The sequence below is a fragment of the Arthrobacter sp. P4_F11 genome (genome assembly GCF_056401395.1).
Genome location: NZ_JBFUJK010000004.1, coordinates 113,082 through 131,674 on the forward strand (window position 1 = coordinate 113,082; position 18,593 = coordinate 131,674).

At 63.3% G+C, this 18,593-nt stretch carries 9 protein-coding genes, 1 tRNA gene and 1 pseudogene; 8 read left to right on the top strand and 3 right to left on the bottom strand.

The genetic code is table 11. The features are described 5' to 3' along the window. The 4 genes from lgt (at window position 1) to pyk (ending at window position 9,221) form a co-directional block, all read left to right on the top strand. Window positions 1-1,314: a prolipoprotein diacylglyceryl transferase gene (gene lgt / locus AC1DRO_RS06480; RefSeq protein ID WP_476950215.1), complete on the top strand. Its 1,314-nt coding sequence runs from the start codon at window positions 1-3 to the stop codon at window positions 1,312-1,314. Between the two features lie 268 nt (window positions 1,315-1,582). Then, window positions 1,583-6,199, top strand: a complete 4,617-nt coding sequence (gltB, locus tag AC1DRO_RS06485) for a glutamate synthase large subunit (protein WP_476950216.1) — start codon at window positions 1,583-1,585, stop codon at window positions 6,197-6,199. Then, a complete protein-coding gene (locus AC1DRO_RS06490; RefSeq protein ID WP_028277049.1) occupies window positions 6,192-7,649 on the top strand; it encodes a glutamate synthase subunit beta in 1,458 nt (485 codons plus the stop codon). Before gltB ends, AC1DRO_RS06490 begins: the two co-directional genes overlap by 8 nt. Before the next feature lie 69 nt (window positions 7,650-7,718). Continuing rightward, window positions 7,719-9,221 (top strand): pyruvate kinase, encoded by a 1,503-nt coding sequence (gene pyk / locus AC1DRO_RS06495; RefSeq protein WP_243179062.1) that lies wholly within the window; start codon window positions 7,719-7,721, stop codon window positions 9,219-9,221. A gap of 149 nt (window positions 9,222-9,370) precedes the next feature. Here pyk and AC1DRO_RS06500 read toward each other — a convergent pair whose 3' ends face one another. Further along, window positions 9,371-9,976, bottom strand: a complete 606-nt coding sequence (locus tag AC1DRO_RS06500; protein ID WP_018772478.1) for an ANTAR domain-containing response regulator — start codon at window positions 9,974-9,976, stop codon at window positions 9,371-9,373. Between the two features lie 205 nt (window positions 9,977-10,181). On the opposite strand from AC1DRO_RS06500, the gene AC1DRO_RS06505 reads away from it, so the two are divergent. Both AC1DRO_RS06505 and AC1DRO_RS06510 read left to right on the top strand, forming a co-directional pair. After that, window positions 10,182-10,263, top strand: a tRNA-Leu gene (locus AC1DRO_RS06505). Window positions 10,264-11,406: 1,143 nt separating this feature from the next. Further along, window positions 11,407-11,710: pseudogene (locus AC1DRO_RS06510) on the top strand (DUF4193 domain-containing protein). Between the two features lie 111 nt (window positions 11,711-11,821). Here AC1DRO_RS06510 and AC1DRO_RS06515 read toward each other — a convergent pair. Continuing rightward, window positions 11,822-11,956, bottom strand: coding sequence for a hypothetical protein (locus tag AC1DRO_RS06515; RefSeq protein WP_476950217.1), 135 nt, complete (start codon window positions 11,954-11,956; stop codon window positions 11,822-11,824). A gap of 407 nt (window positions 11,957-12,363) precedes the next feature. Between AC1DRO_RS06515 and AC1DRO_RS06520 the strand changes: the two genes are divergently transcribed. Continuing rightward, window positions 12,364-14,214: a glycoside hydrolase family 15 protein gene (locus tag AC1DRO_RS06520; protein ID WP_476950218.1), complete on the top strand. Its 1,851-nt coding sequence runs from the start codon at window positions 12,364-12,366 to the stop codon at window positions 14,212-14,214. Between the two features lie 672 nt (window positions 14,215-14,886). Further along, a complete protein-coding gene (locus AC1DRO_RS06525; RefSeq protein ID WP_476950219.1) occupies window positions 14,887-15,291 on the top strand; it encodes a hypothetical protein in 405 nt (134 codons plus the stop codon). Window positions 15,292-15,311: 20 nt separating this feature from the next. On the opposite strand, the gene AC1DRO_RS06530 is transcribed toward AC1DRO_RS06525, so the two are convergent. Next, window positions 15,312-18,167 carry a helix-turn-helix transcriptional regulator gene (locus tag AC1DRO_RS06530; RefSeq protein ID WP_476950220.1) on the bottom strand — a complete coding sequence of 952 codons (2,856 nt, stop codon included), beginning with the start codon at window positions 18,165-18,167 and terminating at the stop codon, window positions 15,312-15,314. Window positions 18,168-18,593: the final 426 nt, after the last annotated feature.

Genomic DNA, 18,593 nt, shown 5'->3' on the forward strand with positions numbered 1-18,593 from the left:
ATGCAGTCAGTCCTCCACGCGGCGGCGATGATTCCCGCGAGCATTCCGAGCCCCAGCTGGTCCGGATTCGACATCCCGCTGCCGTGGGGGTCCCTGCGCATCCACGCCTACGCCCTGTGCATCCTCGCCGGCATTATTGCCGGCCTGTGGCTGACCTCGGTCCGCTGGGCACGCCGCGGCGCCCCCGAGGGCAGCGTCTGGGACATCGCCATCTGGGCCATCCCGTTCGGCATTATCGGCGGACGGCTGTACCACGTGTTCTCCTCTCCGGACGCCTACTTCGGCCCGGGATTCGACGGCACAGGGGACCTGTCCCTGATCCCGCAGATCCAGCGCGGCGGCCTGGGCATCTGGGGCGCCGTCGTGCTCGGCGCCGTGGGCGCCTGGATCGGGTGCCGGCGTGCCGGGGTGAAGCTGAGCGCCTTCATGGACGCCGCGGCCCCCGGGCTGCTGCTGGCCCAGGCCATTGGCCGTTGGGGCAACTACTTCAACCAGGAACTCTTCGGCGGCCCCACCACGCTTCCGTGGGGGCTGCAGATCGATCCCAACAACCCGAACTTCCCCGCCGGCATGCCGACGGACACGCTCTTCCACCCGACGTTCCTCTACGAGTCGCTGTGGAACCTGGCCGGCGTGCTGATCCTGCTGGCCCTGGACCGCAGATTCAGCTTCCGCCGCGGCCGCCTCTTCTGCGTCTACGCCATGTACTACACCCTGGGCCGCGTCTGGATCGAGGCCATGCGGATCGACGACGCCGAACAGATCACCCTCTTCGGGCTCACCACCAGGCTCAATGTCTGGACCAGCATCATCGTCTTCGCCGGGGCCCTGCTCGCCTTCATCCTCCTCGGACTGCGCAAGCGCTCCGAGCCGGACACCCCGTTCCTCCCCGGCCGCGCACCCGCGGAGGCACAGCCGGGGGATTCAAAGCCGGTGGAGACTGTGCCGGCGGAGGCAAAGTCGGCAGAGGAAAAGTCGGCAGAGTCAAAGCCGGACGCTGACGCGACCGACGCCGACAGCGCTGACCGCGCCACCGGCGCCGACGCTGACGCCAGCGGCGCCGACAGCGCCGCCCACGCCGACCGCGCTACCGTTCCCGCAGACGCGGCAACCATCCGCCATTCGGACGCCGCTGTCTCAGATAGTGAATCCCGTGCTAATCTCCGGAATAACCAAAGCGGACCAGTTCGCGCATCCGAGGATGCGGACAGGGACTCCACGGGCGGCACCGCGCCCGCCAATGGGGCTCCGGCAGCCGGAGTTTCCGGCCGCCAGGGAACTGGAACCGCGCCGGAGGCTGAGGGCACCAAGTAGCTCAGCGCCGGCACCTCGGGTTGACCGGAGCCACCGCTCACCGGACCCGACTCCACAGCGTCGTGGCAAGGGGGCTTGGTGTGGACAGCAGATCGAAGCTGTCCATGCAAGCCCGGGCCAGCACCTGCGTAACTGTTAGTACAGGAGGCCGGGCTGGCCTACAATTCCAGTTAGAAAAACACTCTGTTGCGCCCGTCACACACCGGCGTGCCGAGTGGGGCCAATGTTGTCCCTCCCATACGCACGATCAGGAGGAAGGACGTCTCCAATGACCCAAACTCTTCACAGCCCCAGCTGGTCCGATCCGGACCAGCCCTCGGCTGCCGCGTCACCCTTCAGCCGCTTCGCGGCGATTCCGGCCGCTGCCGGACTCTACAATCCGGAGAACGAGAAGGACGCCTGCGGCCTGGCCATCATCGCCACGCTCCGCGGTGAGCCTGGCTACGACATCGTCGACGCCGCCCTGACCGCCCTGCGCAACCTCGAGCACCGCGGTGCCGTGGGCGCCGATGAAGGTACCGGCGACGGCGCCGGCCTCCTGATGCAGGTGCCGGACGAATTCTTCCGCGCAGTCACGGACTTCGAACTTCCGGCCCCCGGCCAGTACATCGTGGGAACCGCGTTCCTGCCCGCCGAGCAGCGCGAATCCGACGCCGCCCGCGCCGGCATCGAAGGCCTCGCCGCGGACGAGGGCCTGACCGTCCTGGGCTGGCGTGAAGTCCCGGTCGTGGCCGACCTGGTCGGGGCAATGGCGCGGGCCTGCATGCCGTACTTCTCGCAGCCGTTCTTCGCCTCCAGCACCGGGGAAACCCTCGAACGCAATGAGCTCGATTCCCGCGCCTGGCGGATCCGCAAGCGCGCCCAGAACAAGTTCGGCGTGTACTTCCCGTCGCTCTCCTCCCGGACCATCGTCTACAAGGGCATGCTCACCACCGCGCAGCTCGAGCCGTTCTACCCGGACCTGTCGGACAAGCGCTTCAAGACCAAGCTCGCGATTGTCCACTCGCGCTTCTCCACCAACACGTTCCCGTCCTGGCCGCTGGCCCAGCCCTTCCGCACCATCGCGCACAACGGGGAGATCAACACCGTCAAGGGCAACCGCAACTGGATGCGGGCCCGGCAGTCGCAGCTCGCCAGCCCGCTGCTGGGGGACTCACCCGAAGAATTGTTCCCAATCTGCACCCCGGGCGCCTCGGACTCGGCCTCCTTCGACGAGGTCGCCGAACTGCTCTGGCTCTCCGGCCGGCCCATCACGCACTCGATCATGATGATGATCCCGGAGGCGTGGGAAAACCACGCCACCATGGATCCGGCCCGCCGCGCCTTCTACGAATACCACTCGATGCTCATGGAGCCGTGGGACGGCCCTGCGGCCGTCTCCTTCACGGACGGCAACCTGGTCGGCGCCACGCTGGACCGCAACGGCCTGCGCCCGGGCCGGTACTGGATCACCGAGGACGGCCTGATCGTCTTCGCCTCCGAAGTCGGCGTGATCGACGTCGAACCCTCCAAGGTGGTCAAGAAGGGCCGCGTCTCGCCGGGCAAGATGTTCCTGGTGGACACCGGGGCCGGACGGATCATCGACGACGCCGAGGTCAAGGCCGAGGTTGCCGCAGCGAACCCCTGGGCCGAATGGGTCAAGGACAACCTGATCGACCTCAAGAACCTGCCCGAACGCGAGCACGTCGTGCACACGGCCGCCTCGGTCAACATCCGCCAGCGCACGTTCGGCTACACCACCGAGGAACTGAAGATCCTGCTGGGCCCGATGGCCCGCACCGGCGCCGAACCGCTCGGTGCCATGGGCTCGGACACCCCGGTGGCCGTGCTGTCCAAGCGCCCGCGGCTGCTCTTCGACTACTTTGTGCAGTCCTTCGCGCAGGTCACCAACCCGCCGCTGGACGCCATCCGTGAAGAGCTCGTCACGTCCCTGACGTGCGCAATCGGCCCGAACGGCAACCTGCTGGACACCAAACAGGTCCGGCAGCCGCAGGTCTCGCTGCCGTTCCCCGTGATCAACAACGACCAGCTCGCCAAGATCGCGAACATCGAGAGCGCCGACGGCGGCAAGGTCGCCATGAAGGTCCGCGGACTCTACCGCCCCGAAGGCGGCGAGAACTCCCTCCGGGCCCGGCTCACCGAAATCTGTGAGCAGGTCTCCGGCGCCATCAACCGCGGCGTCCAGTACGTGGTGCTTTCAGACCGAGACTCGAACGCCCAGTGGGCCCCGATCCCGTCCCTGCTGCTGGTCAGCGCCGTGCACCACCACCTGCTGCGCAGCGCCAACCGCACCAAGACCGCGCTCGTGGTGGAAGCCGGCGACGTCCGCGAGACCCACCACGTCGCCGTGCTCATCGGCTACGGCGCCTCCGCCGTGAACCCGTACCTGGCCATGGAATCCGTGGAGCAGCTCATCGCCTCCGGCGACGTCGTGGGGGTCACCCCGCAGGACGGCGTCTACAACCTGATCAAGGGCCTGGGCAAGGGCGTCCTGAAGATCATGTCCAAGATGGGCATCTCCACCGTGGCCTCCTACACCGGTGCACAGACCTTCGAAGCCCTCGGCCTCGGCCAGGACCTCGTGGACGAGTACTTCTCCGGCACGCATTCCCAGCTCGGCGGCGTCGGCCTCGACGTCATTGCCGCCGAAGTCCTGGCCCGGCACCGCATGGCCTACCCCGAGAACGGCATCGAACTGCCGCACCAGCCCCTGCTCGGCGGCGGCGAATACCAGTGGCGCCGCGACGGCGAACCCCACCTGTTCAACCCCGAGACCGTCTTCCGGCTCCAGCACGCCACGCGTGAACGCCGCTACGACATCTTCAAGGCCTACACCCGCGGCGTTGACGACCAGTCCGAGAACCTCATGACCCTGCGCGGTCTGCTGAAGTTCAAGGCCGGTTCGCGTCCCGCGGTGCCGCTTGAGGAAGTGGAACCGGTTTCCAGCATCGTCAAGCGGTTCTCCACCGGCGCCATGAGCTACGGCTCCATCTCCAAGGAAGCCCACGAGACCCTCGCGATCGCCATGAACCGGCTGGGCGGCAAGTCCAACACCGGTGAAGGCGGCGAGGATGTGGACCGGCTGCTCGATCCCACCCGCCGTTCCGCGGTCAAGCAGATCGCCTCCGGCCGCTTCGGCGTCACCAGCCTGTACCTGTCCAACGCGGACGACATCCAGATCAAGATGGCCCAGGGTGCCAAGCCCGGCGAAGGCGGCCAGCTGATGGCGCAGAAGGTCTACCCCTGGGTGGCCCGCACGCGGCACTCGACGCCCGGCGTCGGCCTCATTTCGCCGCCCCCGCACCACGACATCTACTCGATCGAGGACCTCGCGCAGCTGATCTATGACGCCAAGCGCGCCAACCCCTCGGCCCGGGTGCACGTCAAGCTCGTCTCCGAGGTCGGGATCGGCACCGTGGCGGCTGGCGTCACCAAGGCGAAGGCCGACGTCGTGCTGGTCTCCGGGCACGACGGCGGTACCGGCGCCTCGCCGCTGAACTCGCTCAAGCACGCCGGTGTCCCGTGGGAACTCGGCCTCGCCGAGACCCAGCAGACGCTCATGCTCAACGGCCTGCGCGACCGTGTGGTGGTTCAGGTCGATGGCCAGCTCAAGACCGGCCGCGACGTCGTGATCGCCGCGCTGCTCGGCGGCGAGGAGTTTGGTTTCGCCACCGCCCCGCTGGTGGTCTCCGGCTGCATCATGATGCGCGTCTGCCACCTGGACACGTGCCCGGTGGGCGTCGCAACCCAGAACCCCGAGCTGCGCTCCCGGTTCAACGGCAAGCCCGAGTTCGTGGTGAACTTCTTCGAATTCCTTGCCGAGGAAGTCCGCGAAATCCTCGCCGAGCTCGGTTTCCGCAGCATCGAGGAGGCGATCGGCCATGCCGAGATGCTCGACTCCCGCGACGCGATCAACCACTGGAAGGCCGAAGGGCTGGACCTGGATCCGATCCTGCACGGGCTCGAGTTCGACAACGACGCGCCGCTGCGCAACCTCACCGGCCAGAACCACGAACTCGACAAGCACTTCGACCAGCGCCTGATCGCCATGGCGGCCGAAGCGCTGAGCGACCGCACGCCGGTGAAGATCTCCGTGAACGTCATCAACACGGACCGCTCCGTCGGCACCATGCTCGGCCACGTCGTGACCAAGACCTTCAGCACCGACGTCCTGGCCACGGACACCATTGACATCACGCTCAATGGCACCGCGGGGCAGTCGCTCGGAGCATTCCTGCCGGCCGGCATCACGCTGCGCATGTTCGGCGACTCCAACGACTACGTCGGCAAGGGACTCTCCGGCGGCCGCATCATTGTCCGGCCGGACCGCACCAACGTGTTCCCGGCCGAGCGCAACGTGATCGCCGGCAACGTGATCGGTTACGGCGCCACAAGCGGTGAGCTGTTCCTGCGTGGCCAGGTGGGCGAACGCTTCCTGGTCCGCAACTCCGGCGCCACCGCTGTGGTCGAAGGCATCGGCGACCACGGCTGCGAGTACATGACCGGCGGCCAGACGCTCATCATCGGCCGCACGGGACGCAACTTCGGCGCCGGCATGTCCGGGGGCACGGCCTACGTGCTGGACCTGCAGACCGAGCGCGTCAACAAGCAGGCCCTCGAGTCAGGCGAGCTGCAGCTGCGCGAGCTCGACGCCGAGGACCGTGACATCGTCCACGGGCTGCTCGTCAAGCACCTCGAGGAAACCGAGTCGCTGCTCGCGGCACGGCTCCTCGAGAACTTCGATGACACCGCAGCCCGCATAACCAAGGTGCTGCCGCGCGACTACGCGGCCGTCCTGCAAACCCGTCTTGACGCCATCGAAGAGGGCCTGGACCCCGACGGCGAAGAAGTTTGGTCTCGAATCCTGGAGGTGACCGGTGGCTGATCCACGCGGATTTCTGAAAGTACGTCAGCGTGAAACCCAGCCGCGCCGTCCCGTCCCGGTCCGCATCATGGACTGGAAAGAGGTCTATGAGGCCCAGGAAAAGGGTGTCCTGAAGAGCCAGGCAGGCCGCTGCATGGACTGCGGCGTCCCGTTCTGCCACCAGGGCTGCCCGCTGGGCAACCTCATTCCGGAATGGAACGACCTCGTCTGGCGGGACAAGGGCGAGGAAGCGATGGAGCGGCTGCACGCCACCAACAACTTCCCCGAATTCACGGGCCGGCTGTGCCCTGCCCCCTGCGAGGCGTCCTGCGTACTCGGCATCAACCAGCCCGCGGTGACCATCAAGCAGGTCGAGGTGTCCATCGTGGACCAGGCCTTCGAGAACGGCTGGGTCAACCCACTGCCGCCCGCGCGACTGACCGGCAAGACGGTCGCCGTCGTCGGGTCCGGCCCCGCCGGGCTCGCCGTCGCCCAGCAGCTGACCCGGGTGGGCCACACTGTGGCCGTGTACGAGCGCGACGACAAGATCGGCGGCCTCCTGCGCTACGGGATCCCCGACTTCAAGATGGAAAAAGAGCAGGTGGACCGCCGGCTGGAGCAGATGAAGGCCGAAGGCACCCGGTTCCGCACCGGGGTGGCCGTCGGCACCGACGTGACGTGGGAGCAGCTGCGCCGCCGGTACGACGCCGTCGTCATCGCCACCGGGGCCACCGTCCCGCGTGACCTGCCGATCCCGGGCCGCGACCTCGACGGCGTCCACTACGCCATGGATTACCTCGTGCCGGCCAACCGGGTGGTGGCGGGGGAGACCGTGGAGAACCAGATCAATGCCGCGGGCAAGCACGTGGTCATCCTCGGCGGCGGCGACACCGGCGCCGACTGCCTTGGCACCGCGCACCGTCACCAGGCCGCGTCCGTGACCACCCTGGCGATCGGCAAGCAGCCGCCCGTCGAGCGGGCCGGCCACCAGCCGTGGCCGACATTCCCCACTTTGTTCGAGGTCGCCAGCGCACACGAGGAAGGCGGCGAACGCACCTACCTCGCCTCCACCGTGGAGTTCGTCGGGGAAAATGGCAAACTCACCGGGGTCAAGGTTGCGGAGACGGAATTCGTCGATGGCAAGCGCCTCCCGAAGGCCGGCACTGAGCGGATCATTCCAGCGGACCTCGTCTTCCTGTCCTTGGGCTTCACCGGCGCCGAGCCGGCCGGGATTACCGACCAGGTCCAGGCTGACTTTGACGGCCGAGGCAACGTGGCACGCGACGGTTACTACATGACCAACACTGAAGGCATCTTCGTCGCGGGCGACGCCGGCCGCGGCCAGTCGCTCATCGTTTGGGCCATCGCCGAAGGGCGCGCCTGCGCGGCCGCGGTGGACAAGTTCCTGATGGGCAGCACCATTCTGCCGGCACCTGTGGCGCCGACCGACCGTGCGATGGCCGTTCTGTAGTCCCACAGGACCTCCGGGATTCATCCGCACTTCAACTTAATCCATGCAACACACCAGTAGGGTAGGTATATGAGACGCGCTAAAATCGTGGCCACTTTCGGACCGGCAATCGCAAGCTTTGACAACACGCTGGCCGTGCTGGAAGCCGGCGTCGACGTGGCACGCATGAACATGAGCCACGGCGATTACTCCGTGCACGACAACACCTACGAGAACGTCCGCAAGGCTGCGGGACAGCTCGGCAAGGCCGTGGCCATCATGGCCGACCTGCAGGGCCCGAAGATCCGCCTCGGACGTTTCGTCGACGGTCCCCACCTCCTGGAGGTCGGTGACACGTTCACGATCACCACCGAGGACGTCCCCGGTACCAAGGACATCTGCTCCACGACCCTCAAGAGCCTGACAGAGGACGTCAACCCGGGCGATGCCCTGCTCATCGACGACGGCAAGGTCGCCCTCCGCGCGATCGACGTCGACGACGTCAAGGTGGTCGCCCAAGTGATTGTCGGCGGCTGGGTTTCCAACAACAAGGGCATCAACCTGCCCGGCGTTGCCGTCAACGTGCCGGCGCTGAGCGAAAAGGACGAGGACGATCTGCGCTGGGCCATGCGCCGCGGCGTGGACATGGTTGCCCTGTCCTTCGTCCGGGATGCTTCGGACATCGTCCGCGTGCACGAGATCATGGACGAGGAAGGCCGCCGCGTGCCTGTCATCGCCAAGATCGAGAAGCCGCAGGCCGTGGAGCAGCTGCACGAGATCATCGACGCCTTCGACGCCATCATGGTGGCCCGTGGCGACCTCGGTGTGGAACTTCCCCTCGAGGAAGTGCCGATAGTGCAGAAGCGCGCCATCGAACTGGCACGCCGCTGGGCCAAGCCGGTCATCGTGGCCACCCAGGTCCTCGAGTCCATGATCGAGAACCCGCGCCCGACGCGCGCCGAGGCCTCCGACTGCGCCAACGCGGTGCTGGACGGTGCCGACGCGGTCATGCTCTCCGGCGAGACCAGCGTGGGCAAGTACCCGATCGAGACGGTCAAGACCATGGCCCGGATCATCGAGTCCACCGAAGAGCACGGCCTGGAGCGCGTTCCCCCGCTGGGCACCAAGCCCAAGACCCGCGGCGGCGCCATCACCCGCGCCGCCGTCGAGATCGCCGATCAGCTGGAAGCGAAGTACATCTGCACCTTCACGCAGTCCGGTGACTCGGCACGCCGCCTGTCGCGTCTGCGCCCCATCAGGCCGGTCTTCGCCTTCACCCCGGTGGAGCACGTCTGGAACCAGCTCGCGCTGACGTGGGGCATCCAGCCGGTCCTGGTCCCGATGGTGGGCCACACCGACGAGATGACGGCCCAGGTTGACCGCAGCCTGCTGGAGCTCGACGTCGTCGAGGACGGTGACCTGGTGGTCATCGCCGCCGGTTCACCTCCCGGAAAGGCCGGCTCGACGAACCTGCTGAAGGTCCACAAGGTGGGCGACCTCGCCGACTTCGGCGGCCAGGGCGAAGCCGCCGTGGCCAAGGACAAGCTCGGCCCGTGGCCGGAAAAGAAGAAGAAGAACCGGGTCCAGGCCTAGTTCTGATAGCTTGAACGCAAAAGGGAGGATCCCCGCCGGCTGGCGGGGATCCTCCCTTTTTGGTGCTTGGTGCTTGGTGCTTGGTGCTTGGGGCTTTGGGTGCGCGTGCGCGGGTTCCGGCCGCGGAGCGTGGCCGGAACCGCCGGCCGCTAGTTGACCTGGTTGATGATGGTTTCGGCGACCTCGCGCATGCTGAGGCGGCGGTCCATCGAGGTCTTCTGGATCCAGCGGAAGGCTTCCGGTTCCGTCAGGCCCATCTTGGTGGTCAGGAGGCTCTTGGCGCGCTCCACGAGCTTGCGGGTGGCGAACTGCTCCTGGAGGTCCGTGACCTCGCTCTCGAGGGCCTTGATTTCCTCGTGGCGGGACAGCGCGATCTCCAAAGCCGGGATGAGGTCCGCCGGGGTGAACGGCTTGACCACGTACGCCATGGCGCCGGCGTCGCGGGCGCGCTCCACGAGCTCTTTCTGGCTGAACGCGGTGAGCAGGACCACGGGGGCGATCCGGGCCTTGACGATCTTCTCCGCGGCCGAGATGCCGTCCATGACCGGCATCTTGACGTCCATCAGGACCAGGTCGGGCTTGAGCTCCTCGGCAAGCTGGACGGCCTTTTCGCCGTTGTCCGCCTCGCCGACGACGTCGTAGCCTTCGCCCCGCAGGATCTCGATGATGTCCAGGCGGATGAGGGTCTCATCCTCGGCGACGACAACGCGGCGCGCCGGCTGGGAAGTGGGGGTTGACTCCGTCTGTTCTGACACGGGAACTCCTTGGAAAGGTACGGCGGGAACTCAACCATCATAGGTTTTGTCCGCCGATGTACTTGGACCGGTTTGGTTCGATGCGGCGTCACTGGCGCGATTCTGGAATTCAGCCTATCTGCATGTAGAGTAATTTCGCGCACTGGAAGCGATCGCGTTGCTCACAGCACTGTGGCAGGCTGATTGTTACACCGGTGTACTCCGCGCCCGAGTGGCGGAATTGGCAGACGCGCCGCACTCAAAATGCGGTATCGAAAGGTGTGTGGGTTCGAGTCCCACCTCGGGCACAGCATTCCCCCTCGTCAGAGGGGGTCTTTGCTTTAACGTGTGCACATTGACCCTGCTCGGGTCCCTCTGACGCTTGTCGCGGCCTGTGGCCTGGCCGCCGCGGTGGCCTGTGAAGTTATGTGGATGGCGGGTTCAGGGCTCTGGCTGGTGGGTCCTCCGCCTGCTGTGTTCTGGAATCATCCGGGTCTCCTTTCTGACGCGTTCCGTCGGGCGTGGTTGGCCTTGTACCTATTCATGCCGTGGGGTTGTGGGGTTGTGGTGTTGACGTGACCTAGGCCAGTTTCTTTGAAAATTTTTCCTTCGATTCGCTCCTTCCTGTGAGCCGGGGGAGAGCTTGGCGGTCTTTTGTCCGTCCAAATGTGGCGTGCACATTGTCAACACCCGTGTACACGTGATGCCCTGGCACATCAGTGACGCTCCCTCCACTATTTCTGGGCGGTTATACCTGTCCATGTCCGGGAGGATGGCTTTCGACATGAGTTCCTGAGTGTGCTCCTGTAGCTTGGCCGTTCTCGATTCCTCTGGGGGCCGGCATCAACGGCGATGGTCGGGTCAGGGTGGGTCGGAAGCGAAGTCGCCGGGCGCCGTCGTCGTGCATTCCCGTCGTCGGACGTCGTCGGTGAATGCCCACTGGGCTTGGGGAAATTCTGATTCACACCCGAGTGGAACCTCGTCGTCAACGGATTGGTTTCGTAGCGGGGGTCCTGTGAGGGGACTCCCGCGACATGGTGGCCAGATGGTCCTCCCGGCAAGGGGCTGGACTCGGCTGTGTGAGCTGAGGGTGCTTCAGACAGTGCTGTGGGCGCGGAATTTCTGCTCAGGTGTACAGCGTTCCTTGGCCCACGGAGCCGTGGATTGCCGTGTTGTCCCCTCACGTTTCCACCTCCTGTCCAGCGTGTCCGTTCGTTCCCTTCGCCATTCCATGCGATTCCTTGGGGAAGCGGATGACTCGCTGCCCATACTGGAAATGGTCAAGCAGGCGAGCAACCTCAGGGGCGAAGGCAATTGAACCCGGGACCCGCAGGTCGAAGGACCGCGGCGCCGGAGCCACCGGGCTCCCTTCCTGGCCAGCTATCCCGCGGGGTTCTGCGGTGTGCGCTGAAGTTTGGCCAGCTAAGTTCGCCAGAAAGGAGAGGACTTCAGTGGCAACCGATTATGACGAAGTACGTTCCGACGTCAAGGAATCATAGGACCGCTCCCTCGAAGCCTTGCAGTCCGCCAACGCCCCAGATGCCCAAGCGTCGTCCGGGAGCTGGACGAATCCGACGCACTGGACGATGTGAGGACCCCTGGCGGCGAGTTCGTCGCCGAGGAACTCATTGTTCAGGTCATTCCGCAAGCCCAGAATGAGTTCACCTGTTACTCCTGTTTCCTGGTTCGGCACACCGCTCCCAGCTTGCGCGCGAAAAGGGCGGCCGCTCGTACTGCATCGAGTGCGAAGGCTAGGACGAACCCCGCTCCAGGCTCCGGGAAGCAGCGGCAGCCTCAACAAGCTTGACGTGGTCAGCCCGATCTGGCTCCGCTGGGCGCCTTGGTGCTCAAACGTCGTAGAAGCCTTCAATATCGGTAAATGCTAGACGTCAGGATCCAGAAGGGTCGTGCGTGGAGGGTGAGGATGGCGTCGAGTTCGGCATCGATCAGTGCCAGCTCTTCGTGCAGGTGCCGGTAGCGGACGGTGAGCCGTTTGAGCACCGTCGCGGTGCTGATCAGCGGCTCGGACGGGCACCGGCGGGCCGTGTTTTCTTTAGTGCGGACATCAGGGCCGGGCTTGTCATTCCCGGTACCTGGCGCGGATGGCCTCCGGTGCTGTTACCAGAATCGCCTTGACCTGGGCCATCACGGCGACCCGGGCCCGCATCGCGGTGGCGCGCTCGGCGCGCAGCACGCGCACCCTTTATCAGACGGTCCCTTCTCGGGCCTCGAACACACCTTTTGGGCCTTCACTGGCTCCGTGAGAGGTCAGTAACATCATGTATGTTTAATTTTCGCAGAGCAGACGGACCTCGAATATTCGATCCACCGCCTATTGATTCCGCGCCGGCAGCGGGCCGGTCGCAAGGCAGCGGGTGGCCCCATGCGGAGTATGAAAAAGTGTGGTCATGGCTGCACTCATAGAGGATTACGCCTTACTCTCGGATCTTCAGACGGGGCCTCTCATCTCCCGAGAGGGCAGCGTAGACTGGCTTTGTTTCCCGCGCTTCGATTCTCCGTCTGTGTTTAGCCGGCTTGTAGGCGCGGACCAGCATGGTCGCTGGCTGTTGGCTCCCAGTGAATCAGGTGCTGTTGTTGTCGACCGGCACTACATCGATTCCACTTTTGTACTCCAAACCATTTGGGGGACCGCCGCCGGAAAGGTCAGTGTTACGGATTTCATGCCGTTGGGGGACAACCGTTCCTCCCTTATCCGCAGGGTCAGAGGATTAGGCGGCAGCGTAGAAATGCGTCAGGAACTTCGGATCCGGCCCGGGTATTCGACTGTCTTGCCTTGGACTAGTCGAGTCCGCGACAGCGGACCGACCGCCTCGCCGGTACTGTTGGCCATGGCCGGCCCCGATGCTTTCGCACTTAGAGGACCCCATCTTCCGCAAGCCCATGCGCATGGGCACGAAGGCAATTTCCTCATTTCAGAGGGCGAGACCGTGGATTATGAATTCTCGTGGTTCCCGTCGCACCGCCATTTGCCGGCACCGACGGACGTTGACGCCGCCCTCAAAGTAACCATCGAGTATTGGAGACGTTGGGGAAGCCATTGCCGGCACGACGGCGCGTACGGTGGCGCAGTCAAACGTTCCCTGTTGGTACTGCGGGCCCTTACGCATATGGAAACGGGCGGAATCGTAGCAGCGCCTACTACATCTCTGCCGGAGGATTTTGGTGGACCACGAAACTGGGATTACCGATACTGCTGGCTGCGCGATGCTGCCCTTACATTGGAATCGATGTTGACCCACGGTTATGAAACGGAGGCGCTCCAATGGCGAAACTGGCTCCTCCGCGCATTGGCCGGCGATCCCGAGCAATTACAGATTATGTATGGGGTTGGGGGCGAGCGGGAGCTTCCGGAACGCGAACTCACCCACCTTCCTGGCTATGCAAACTCCAAGCCTGTTCGCATCGGAAATGCCGCCGTTTCACAGTTCCAAGCGGACGTTGTCGGCGAAGTGATGATCGCCTTGGAAAGACTGCGCATGGCTGGAGGCAAAGAAGACCAATTCTCCTGGGCACTTCAGCAGGCACTCTTGGGATTCGTCGAGAAACACCTCGATGACAAGGACTTCGGCCTCTGGGAGATGCGCGGCGAGGCGCAATACTTTACCCACTCCCGGGTGATGATGTGGGCTGCCTTCAACAGTGGAGTCCGGGCTGTGCGTATGCACGGATTGCCCGGCGACGTTGAGTCGTGGGAGCAACTCCGCGACAGTTTGCGTGCCGAGATCATGCGCGAAGGGTTTAACAGCAGTACTGGCTCTTTTGCACAGACCTACGGCGGAACTCAAACAGACGCCGCGCTACTGGTCATTCCACAGGTCGGTTTTCTGCCCTATAACGACAAACACATGTCCGGCACGGTCGCACGGTTGGAACAGGAACTTCTAACCGAGGACGGGCTTCTGCTGCGCTACCGGACCGAAAGTGGCGTTGACGGGCTGGAACCCGGTGAACACCCATTCCTCGCTTGCTCTTTCTGGCTGGTGGAACAGTATGCGCGTTCGGGCCGACGGGCCGAGGCAAAGATGCTTATGGACAAGCTAGTGGGGTTTGCCAGCGACCTCGGTCTGCTGAGCGAAGAGTACGCAACGAACGAAAGTAGGATGGCCGGCAACTTTCCCCAAGCCTTCTCACACTTGACCCTGGTCAGGGCGGCCGACGCCATGCAAGGGGTGGACCGGCTTAGTCTGGCTGTCGACGCTGAGTTGAGAGAAACAGCATCTTGGGAAGACCGGAAGTAAGGCAAACTCAGAGTCCCCGACATCCGGATGGGACGCAACGGAGTACTGGCATACAGAATGCCTTCCAGCCCCAGCTGCTGCCTCTCGCGCAGTACGGAGTGAAATCCGGGCGGAGCCGCTGCGGGACACCGCGCCTGATTCCCTTCTCGTCTCCCAGATCGGCTTGCCGACTGTTTCAGCGTGCCGGAACTCTCCTTCAGCTGCAAAGAAGGAGCTCAGCCACGATTCCTTCTCAACGTTAGGTCGTCTATGAAGGCGTGGATCAGTTGAACAACGGCAACCATCCCGTTCCCCAGTGGAGGCCGTTGTACTGCTCGTTGACCATGCGGCGGCTGCTTCCATCTGCAGGCATCGTGGATGGGAGCGGTCTTCCGTGCCCAGATTGCGCGCACCCAGGCCCGTGCACATTTTTTTCTTGAAATCAAACATCAAGATGGCTATCATTTTGGCCATCGAGGTTCCCGATCATGACGGACGTTGCCCATGGCACCGAAAAGTTGAGAATCACATAAATTCCATCTAGAAGCGCAAAGTGGACAGTGCTCATTTACTCGCCCAAACTTTGATGCGAGCGGGCTGTTCCTACCTAGGTCTTTGTACCCAGGGCTCTGTCGAGACCATAGCGGAAAAGGGGCGGAACCTGGTGAATCTTCAGTTTAGGAGGCTAAACTCATGGCTTGGTCGTCGGAGGGTCTGACCATCTACAGGATTGAGAAGGATGATTTTTCCTCACTGCAGACTTGGCTGCTGCAGACAGATCCAAACATTTGGGCTGAGCTCGAGAAGGTCGGCCTCAAGGAGGATGACTTGCCGCAGTATCTAGCCGTTATGCAAGTTGGTCATGATCTTGAACGTAAAACCAAATGGTATCTACTTTCCCATAAAGGAACGAGACTTTCGTCCGACGAGATTCAGACGTCCTTGGCCAGATTATGGTCACCGGTCGGCGCAGGTGCTCTGGGCCCCATAGCCGACGACCGTTGGCCCGCAGTTGACTCAGGCAGTCATACCGTCGCTTTAGCGGAGTTGAAAGATGACGACACAACGCGGGGCATCCGGGTCATCACGTATCACTAGAGATGTGTACGCAGGTTTTACTACTCGGCCAATTCACTCATCCGCGTCCTGAATGCCAAGGCGGCCGCTTCAGAACGCGTCCTAACCTGAAGCTTGGTCAGAATATGCGACACATGCACGCCGGCTGTACGCTCAGTAATTAGGAGTTCGCGGCCAATAATGCGGTTAGAGGCGCCGTGGATGAGTAACTCCAGCACTTCTTGTTCCCGTATCGTGAGCCCCCACGGAAGCGATGGTTTTTTGCTGGGCGCCTCCTGTTCCGCCAAAATCAGGTTGTTGCTTAGAGCCTGTGCTTCAATGTCCCGGACGAGAGGGCGGGCGCCTAGAGCGATGGCTTGAGATCTTGCCCGTGAAAGCGACTTGGTCGCGCGTCGACGGTTCCTGTGCAGGTCGGCACTCCCTGCCGCCATAAGGCATCTAATAGCCCACAACGGGTTGCTAAGGTCTTCCCAGCGTTGCGCTGCGTCCAACCATTGCACCGTGGGATGTGATCCCGACACCGCGGTGAACGCGGCGCTGAAGGTTATCGCCCATGCCTGCTGAACAACGCCCGATTCGTCCGCAGTTGCTTCCAACCCGGCGGCACCTAACAACCTGACCTTTTCGTCAACAGCTAAGGGGGAAAGAAACGCCCTGGCGCTGGACGAAGCAAGAAGGCCCAGTGTTGCCATATATAGGACATCGCGCGGCTCCTCATGATCAGAGAGGGACTCAAAGGCCTGAACGGTGGTGTTGAGCGCCGTCACGTACTGGCCTGATGCCAAGGCGACATCGGCAGCCATGGCTGTCAGTTGAAATCTGACCCCTGGGAGTATGGAGTTCTTGATTTCCTTCAAGGCAGTTTTCATCGAGGCCTGAGCCTGAGCTGGCTCGGCGCGGTACGCAAGTATGAGCGCGGCGGTGCCGTGAAGGCCGGCTTTGATCTCAGGCCCGACAGCGTCCTTGAGTCCCCTGTCTACCCACATCATCGCTTCGTCCCAGCGTCCGAGCCACTCTAGACAGCTCACGAGGTTGCTAAGGCAGAGGCCGTTTACACCGAGGTCCAGATGAAGTTCCTCTGCAAGCAGGTAGCCCTCCAATGCATTTCCCGCGGCCGCGTCGTAGCGCCCTGCTTCTTGAAGCACGAAAGAGCGATTATTCAGGGTACGGAGCAAGTTTTCGCCAGCATCATGTTGCCGTGCCAGCTGCAATGCCTCGTCAAGTATGTCAATGCCCTCATCTATCCGACCCGCCAGGGCACGGGCTATCCCAATTGTTGTGAGTGCATTTGCCCGGATCAGTGCGGCGCGGTCCGCAGACTCATCGGTGCACAGGGATAAGACTTGGCTGGCAGCTTCCGCGGCTTGTTCTGCTTGTCCTGAACCCACTAGTGCCCCCGCGAAAGTGGCGATTATTTCGGCTTTTCGGAGTGGATCGATTTCCTCAACGGAGCCAGCCCGCCGGGCCGTCAGCCGCGCACACTCCACGGCTGCCTTGCCATCGCCTGCCCATCGTAGGTACTGGACAAGTCTTTCAGCCAGATCCAACTCGTCAGCGACCTCGAGCTTCGTCGAGGTCAACGCCACTTGAGCCAACCGCGCCGCCATCACAGCATTCCCAGCGCGGTACGCGGCCTCTGCGGCTACTGGCAAATGACACTTCCACTTGTGACGCTCGTCTGATTCCGGATCCGATTTTTCACTGAGAAACATCGCCTGCTCGAGATGGTGCCACTGTTCCTTGTACGCACCGCTGGAGAACGCTTCCTCAGCTGCTATGAGATAGGCATCGAAGGCGCGCGCTGCCTCGCCCGCTTCTCTCCAGTGTCTAGCCATCTTGGGTACGCGGAAAGACACCCCAGTGGCCGCCTCGTACGCAACCGCCAGCGCGCGGTGGATGCTTGTCCGCGCCTCTGGACCCAATAGATGGGTGGCAGCCTCACCAATCAGATCGTGGGCGAGCGTTACAGCGTCGGTCGAAACGTCAAAACCCAGAATGTTTTGATCGACAGCTTTGATTATCTGTCTTTCGGATGACACCGCGTCGCTTCCAAAGGCTCGAGCCAAAACGCGCGCCTCTATGTTGCCTCCGGCCAGGGCCACTATGCGTGCAAGGTCCCGAATGTCATCCCCGGCGAGAAGAAACTGGGACGAAAGGAAGTCAAGCAGGCCGACAGGAAGTGCGGCGCGAGCATCATCCGCGGCACGTGCCAGTGTGAGGGCATAGTAGGGATTGCCACCCGCCCTCGTAAGTGCTTCTTCGATCTTGCCCTCATAACCCGCTGTGGTCAGCAACTGGACGACAGCCCCGTCTTCAAGGGCTGAAAGGCGGGCATGATGGCACAGTTCCAGACGCTCCCATTCAGGCCAAAGATAACGGAGGGATTGGTTCATTTCCGGGGATACGCGAAACGCGCAGGCTAAAAATATGGACGCTCGGGGTAGTTCCGCAATGCCCGATGCAAGCAGGCCAAGGGAGGAATCGTCAGTCCACTGGAGGTCGTCCAGGATAATCAGCAAGGGTACTTCGTCCGCGCTTCGAACCAAGGACTGCCAGAACGCCGCAGCCTGGGAGCGAGGACCTCCTGGTACATCGCTTTTCAGATAGCCGGCGGCCTGACGCAGATATTCAAGAGCTCCGGAGCTCAAGGCGCCCCTTGGGGTCTCAAGCGCCTGCGCCCACGGCAGATAGGGCAGCTCATGGCCGAGGAGAGCGGGGCTTCGACCCAGCAGCGTGACGCCACCACTGGAATCCCAAGACCGACCTACCCACTCCAGAAGATTGGTCTTACCAATCCCGGCCGGGCCGGACACAAGCACCATCTGCCCTGAGCCGCTGCGAGCGAGGTCAAGTTGGGTGGATAACTGAGCGAGCTCAGAACTCCTACCAAAGATCATAATTGGACGACCTCTAGTGGTACGGTCCATTGTGCTGCGACGCGAGGTCTCCAACTCCGAGAGTCAGAACAACCCCACTCCGACTATCGTAAATTAGTATCCGCAGCGGGCACCAGTGGGCGCCCGCTGCGGTTCGCGCCGCTGTGACCACGAATCGCTGTTCGGCGATCACCAGATCCCGGGACGGCTCGTCGCCGTGGCCATCGAAGCCAAACGGCGAGCAGGCAGGTCAACGAGCCGAAGAGGCCAGCGAATCCGTCCCGGACCATCATTACCGTCAGGCGCCCCGTCTCGGCCGCCGGCTAGGAGCTGCTGCGCTAACTCCTGCTGATCCACATCAGTCGCCACTGGGATCCACGGTTCCGCTCTTGATCAGTCCCTCCCCGCGAGGCAGCGCCCGGTGTCAGGCCAACCATGGATCCGATA

Bases quoted from the DNA above. Each gene is read 5' to 3' on its own strand.
- lgt (WP_476950215.1), top strand. From the start codon at position 1: ATGCAGTCAGTCCTCCACGCGGCGGCGATGATTCCCGCGAGCATTCCG.
- gltB (WP_476950216.1), top strand. From the start codon at position 1,583: ATGACCCAAACTCTTCACAGCCCCAGCTGGTCCGATCCGGACCAGCCC.
- pyk (WP_243179062.1), top strand. From the start codon at position 7,719: ATGAGACGCGCTAAAATCGTGGCCACTTTCGGACCGGCAATCGCAAGC.
- AC1DRO_RS06520 (WP_476950218.1), top strand. From the start codon at position 12,364: ATGGCTGCACTCATAGAGGATTACGCCTTACTCTCGGATCTTCAGACG.
- AC1DRO_RS06525 (WP_476950219.1), top strand. From the start codon at position 14,887: ATGGCTTGGTCGTCGGAGGGTCTGACCATCTACAGGATTGAGAAGGAT.
- AC1DRO_RS06530 (WP_476950220.1), bottom strand. From the start codon at position 18,167: ATGATCTTTGGTAGGAGTTCTGAGCTCGCTCAGTTATCCACCCAACTT.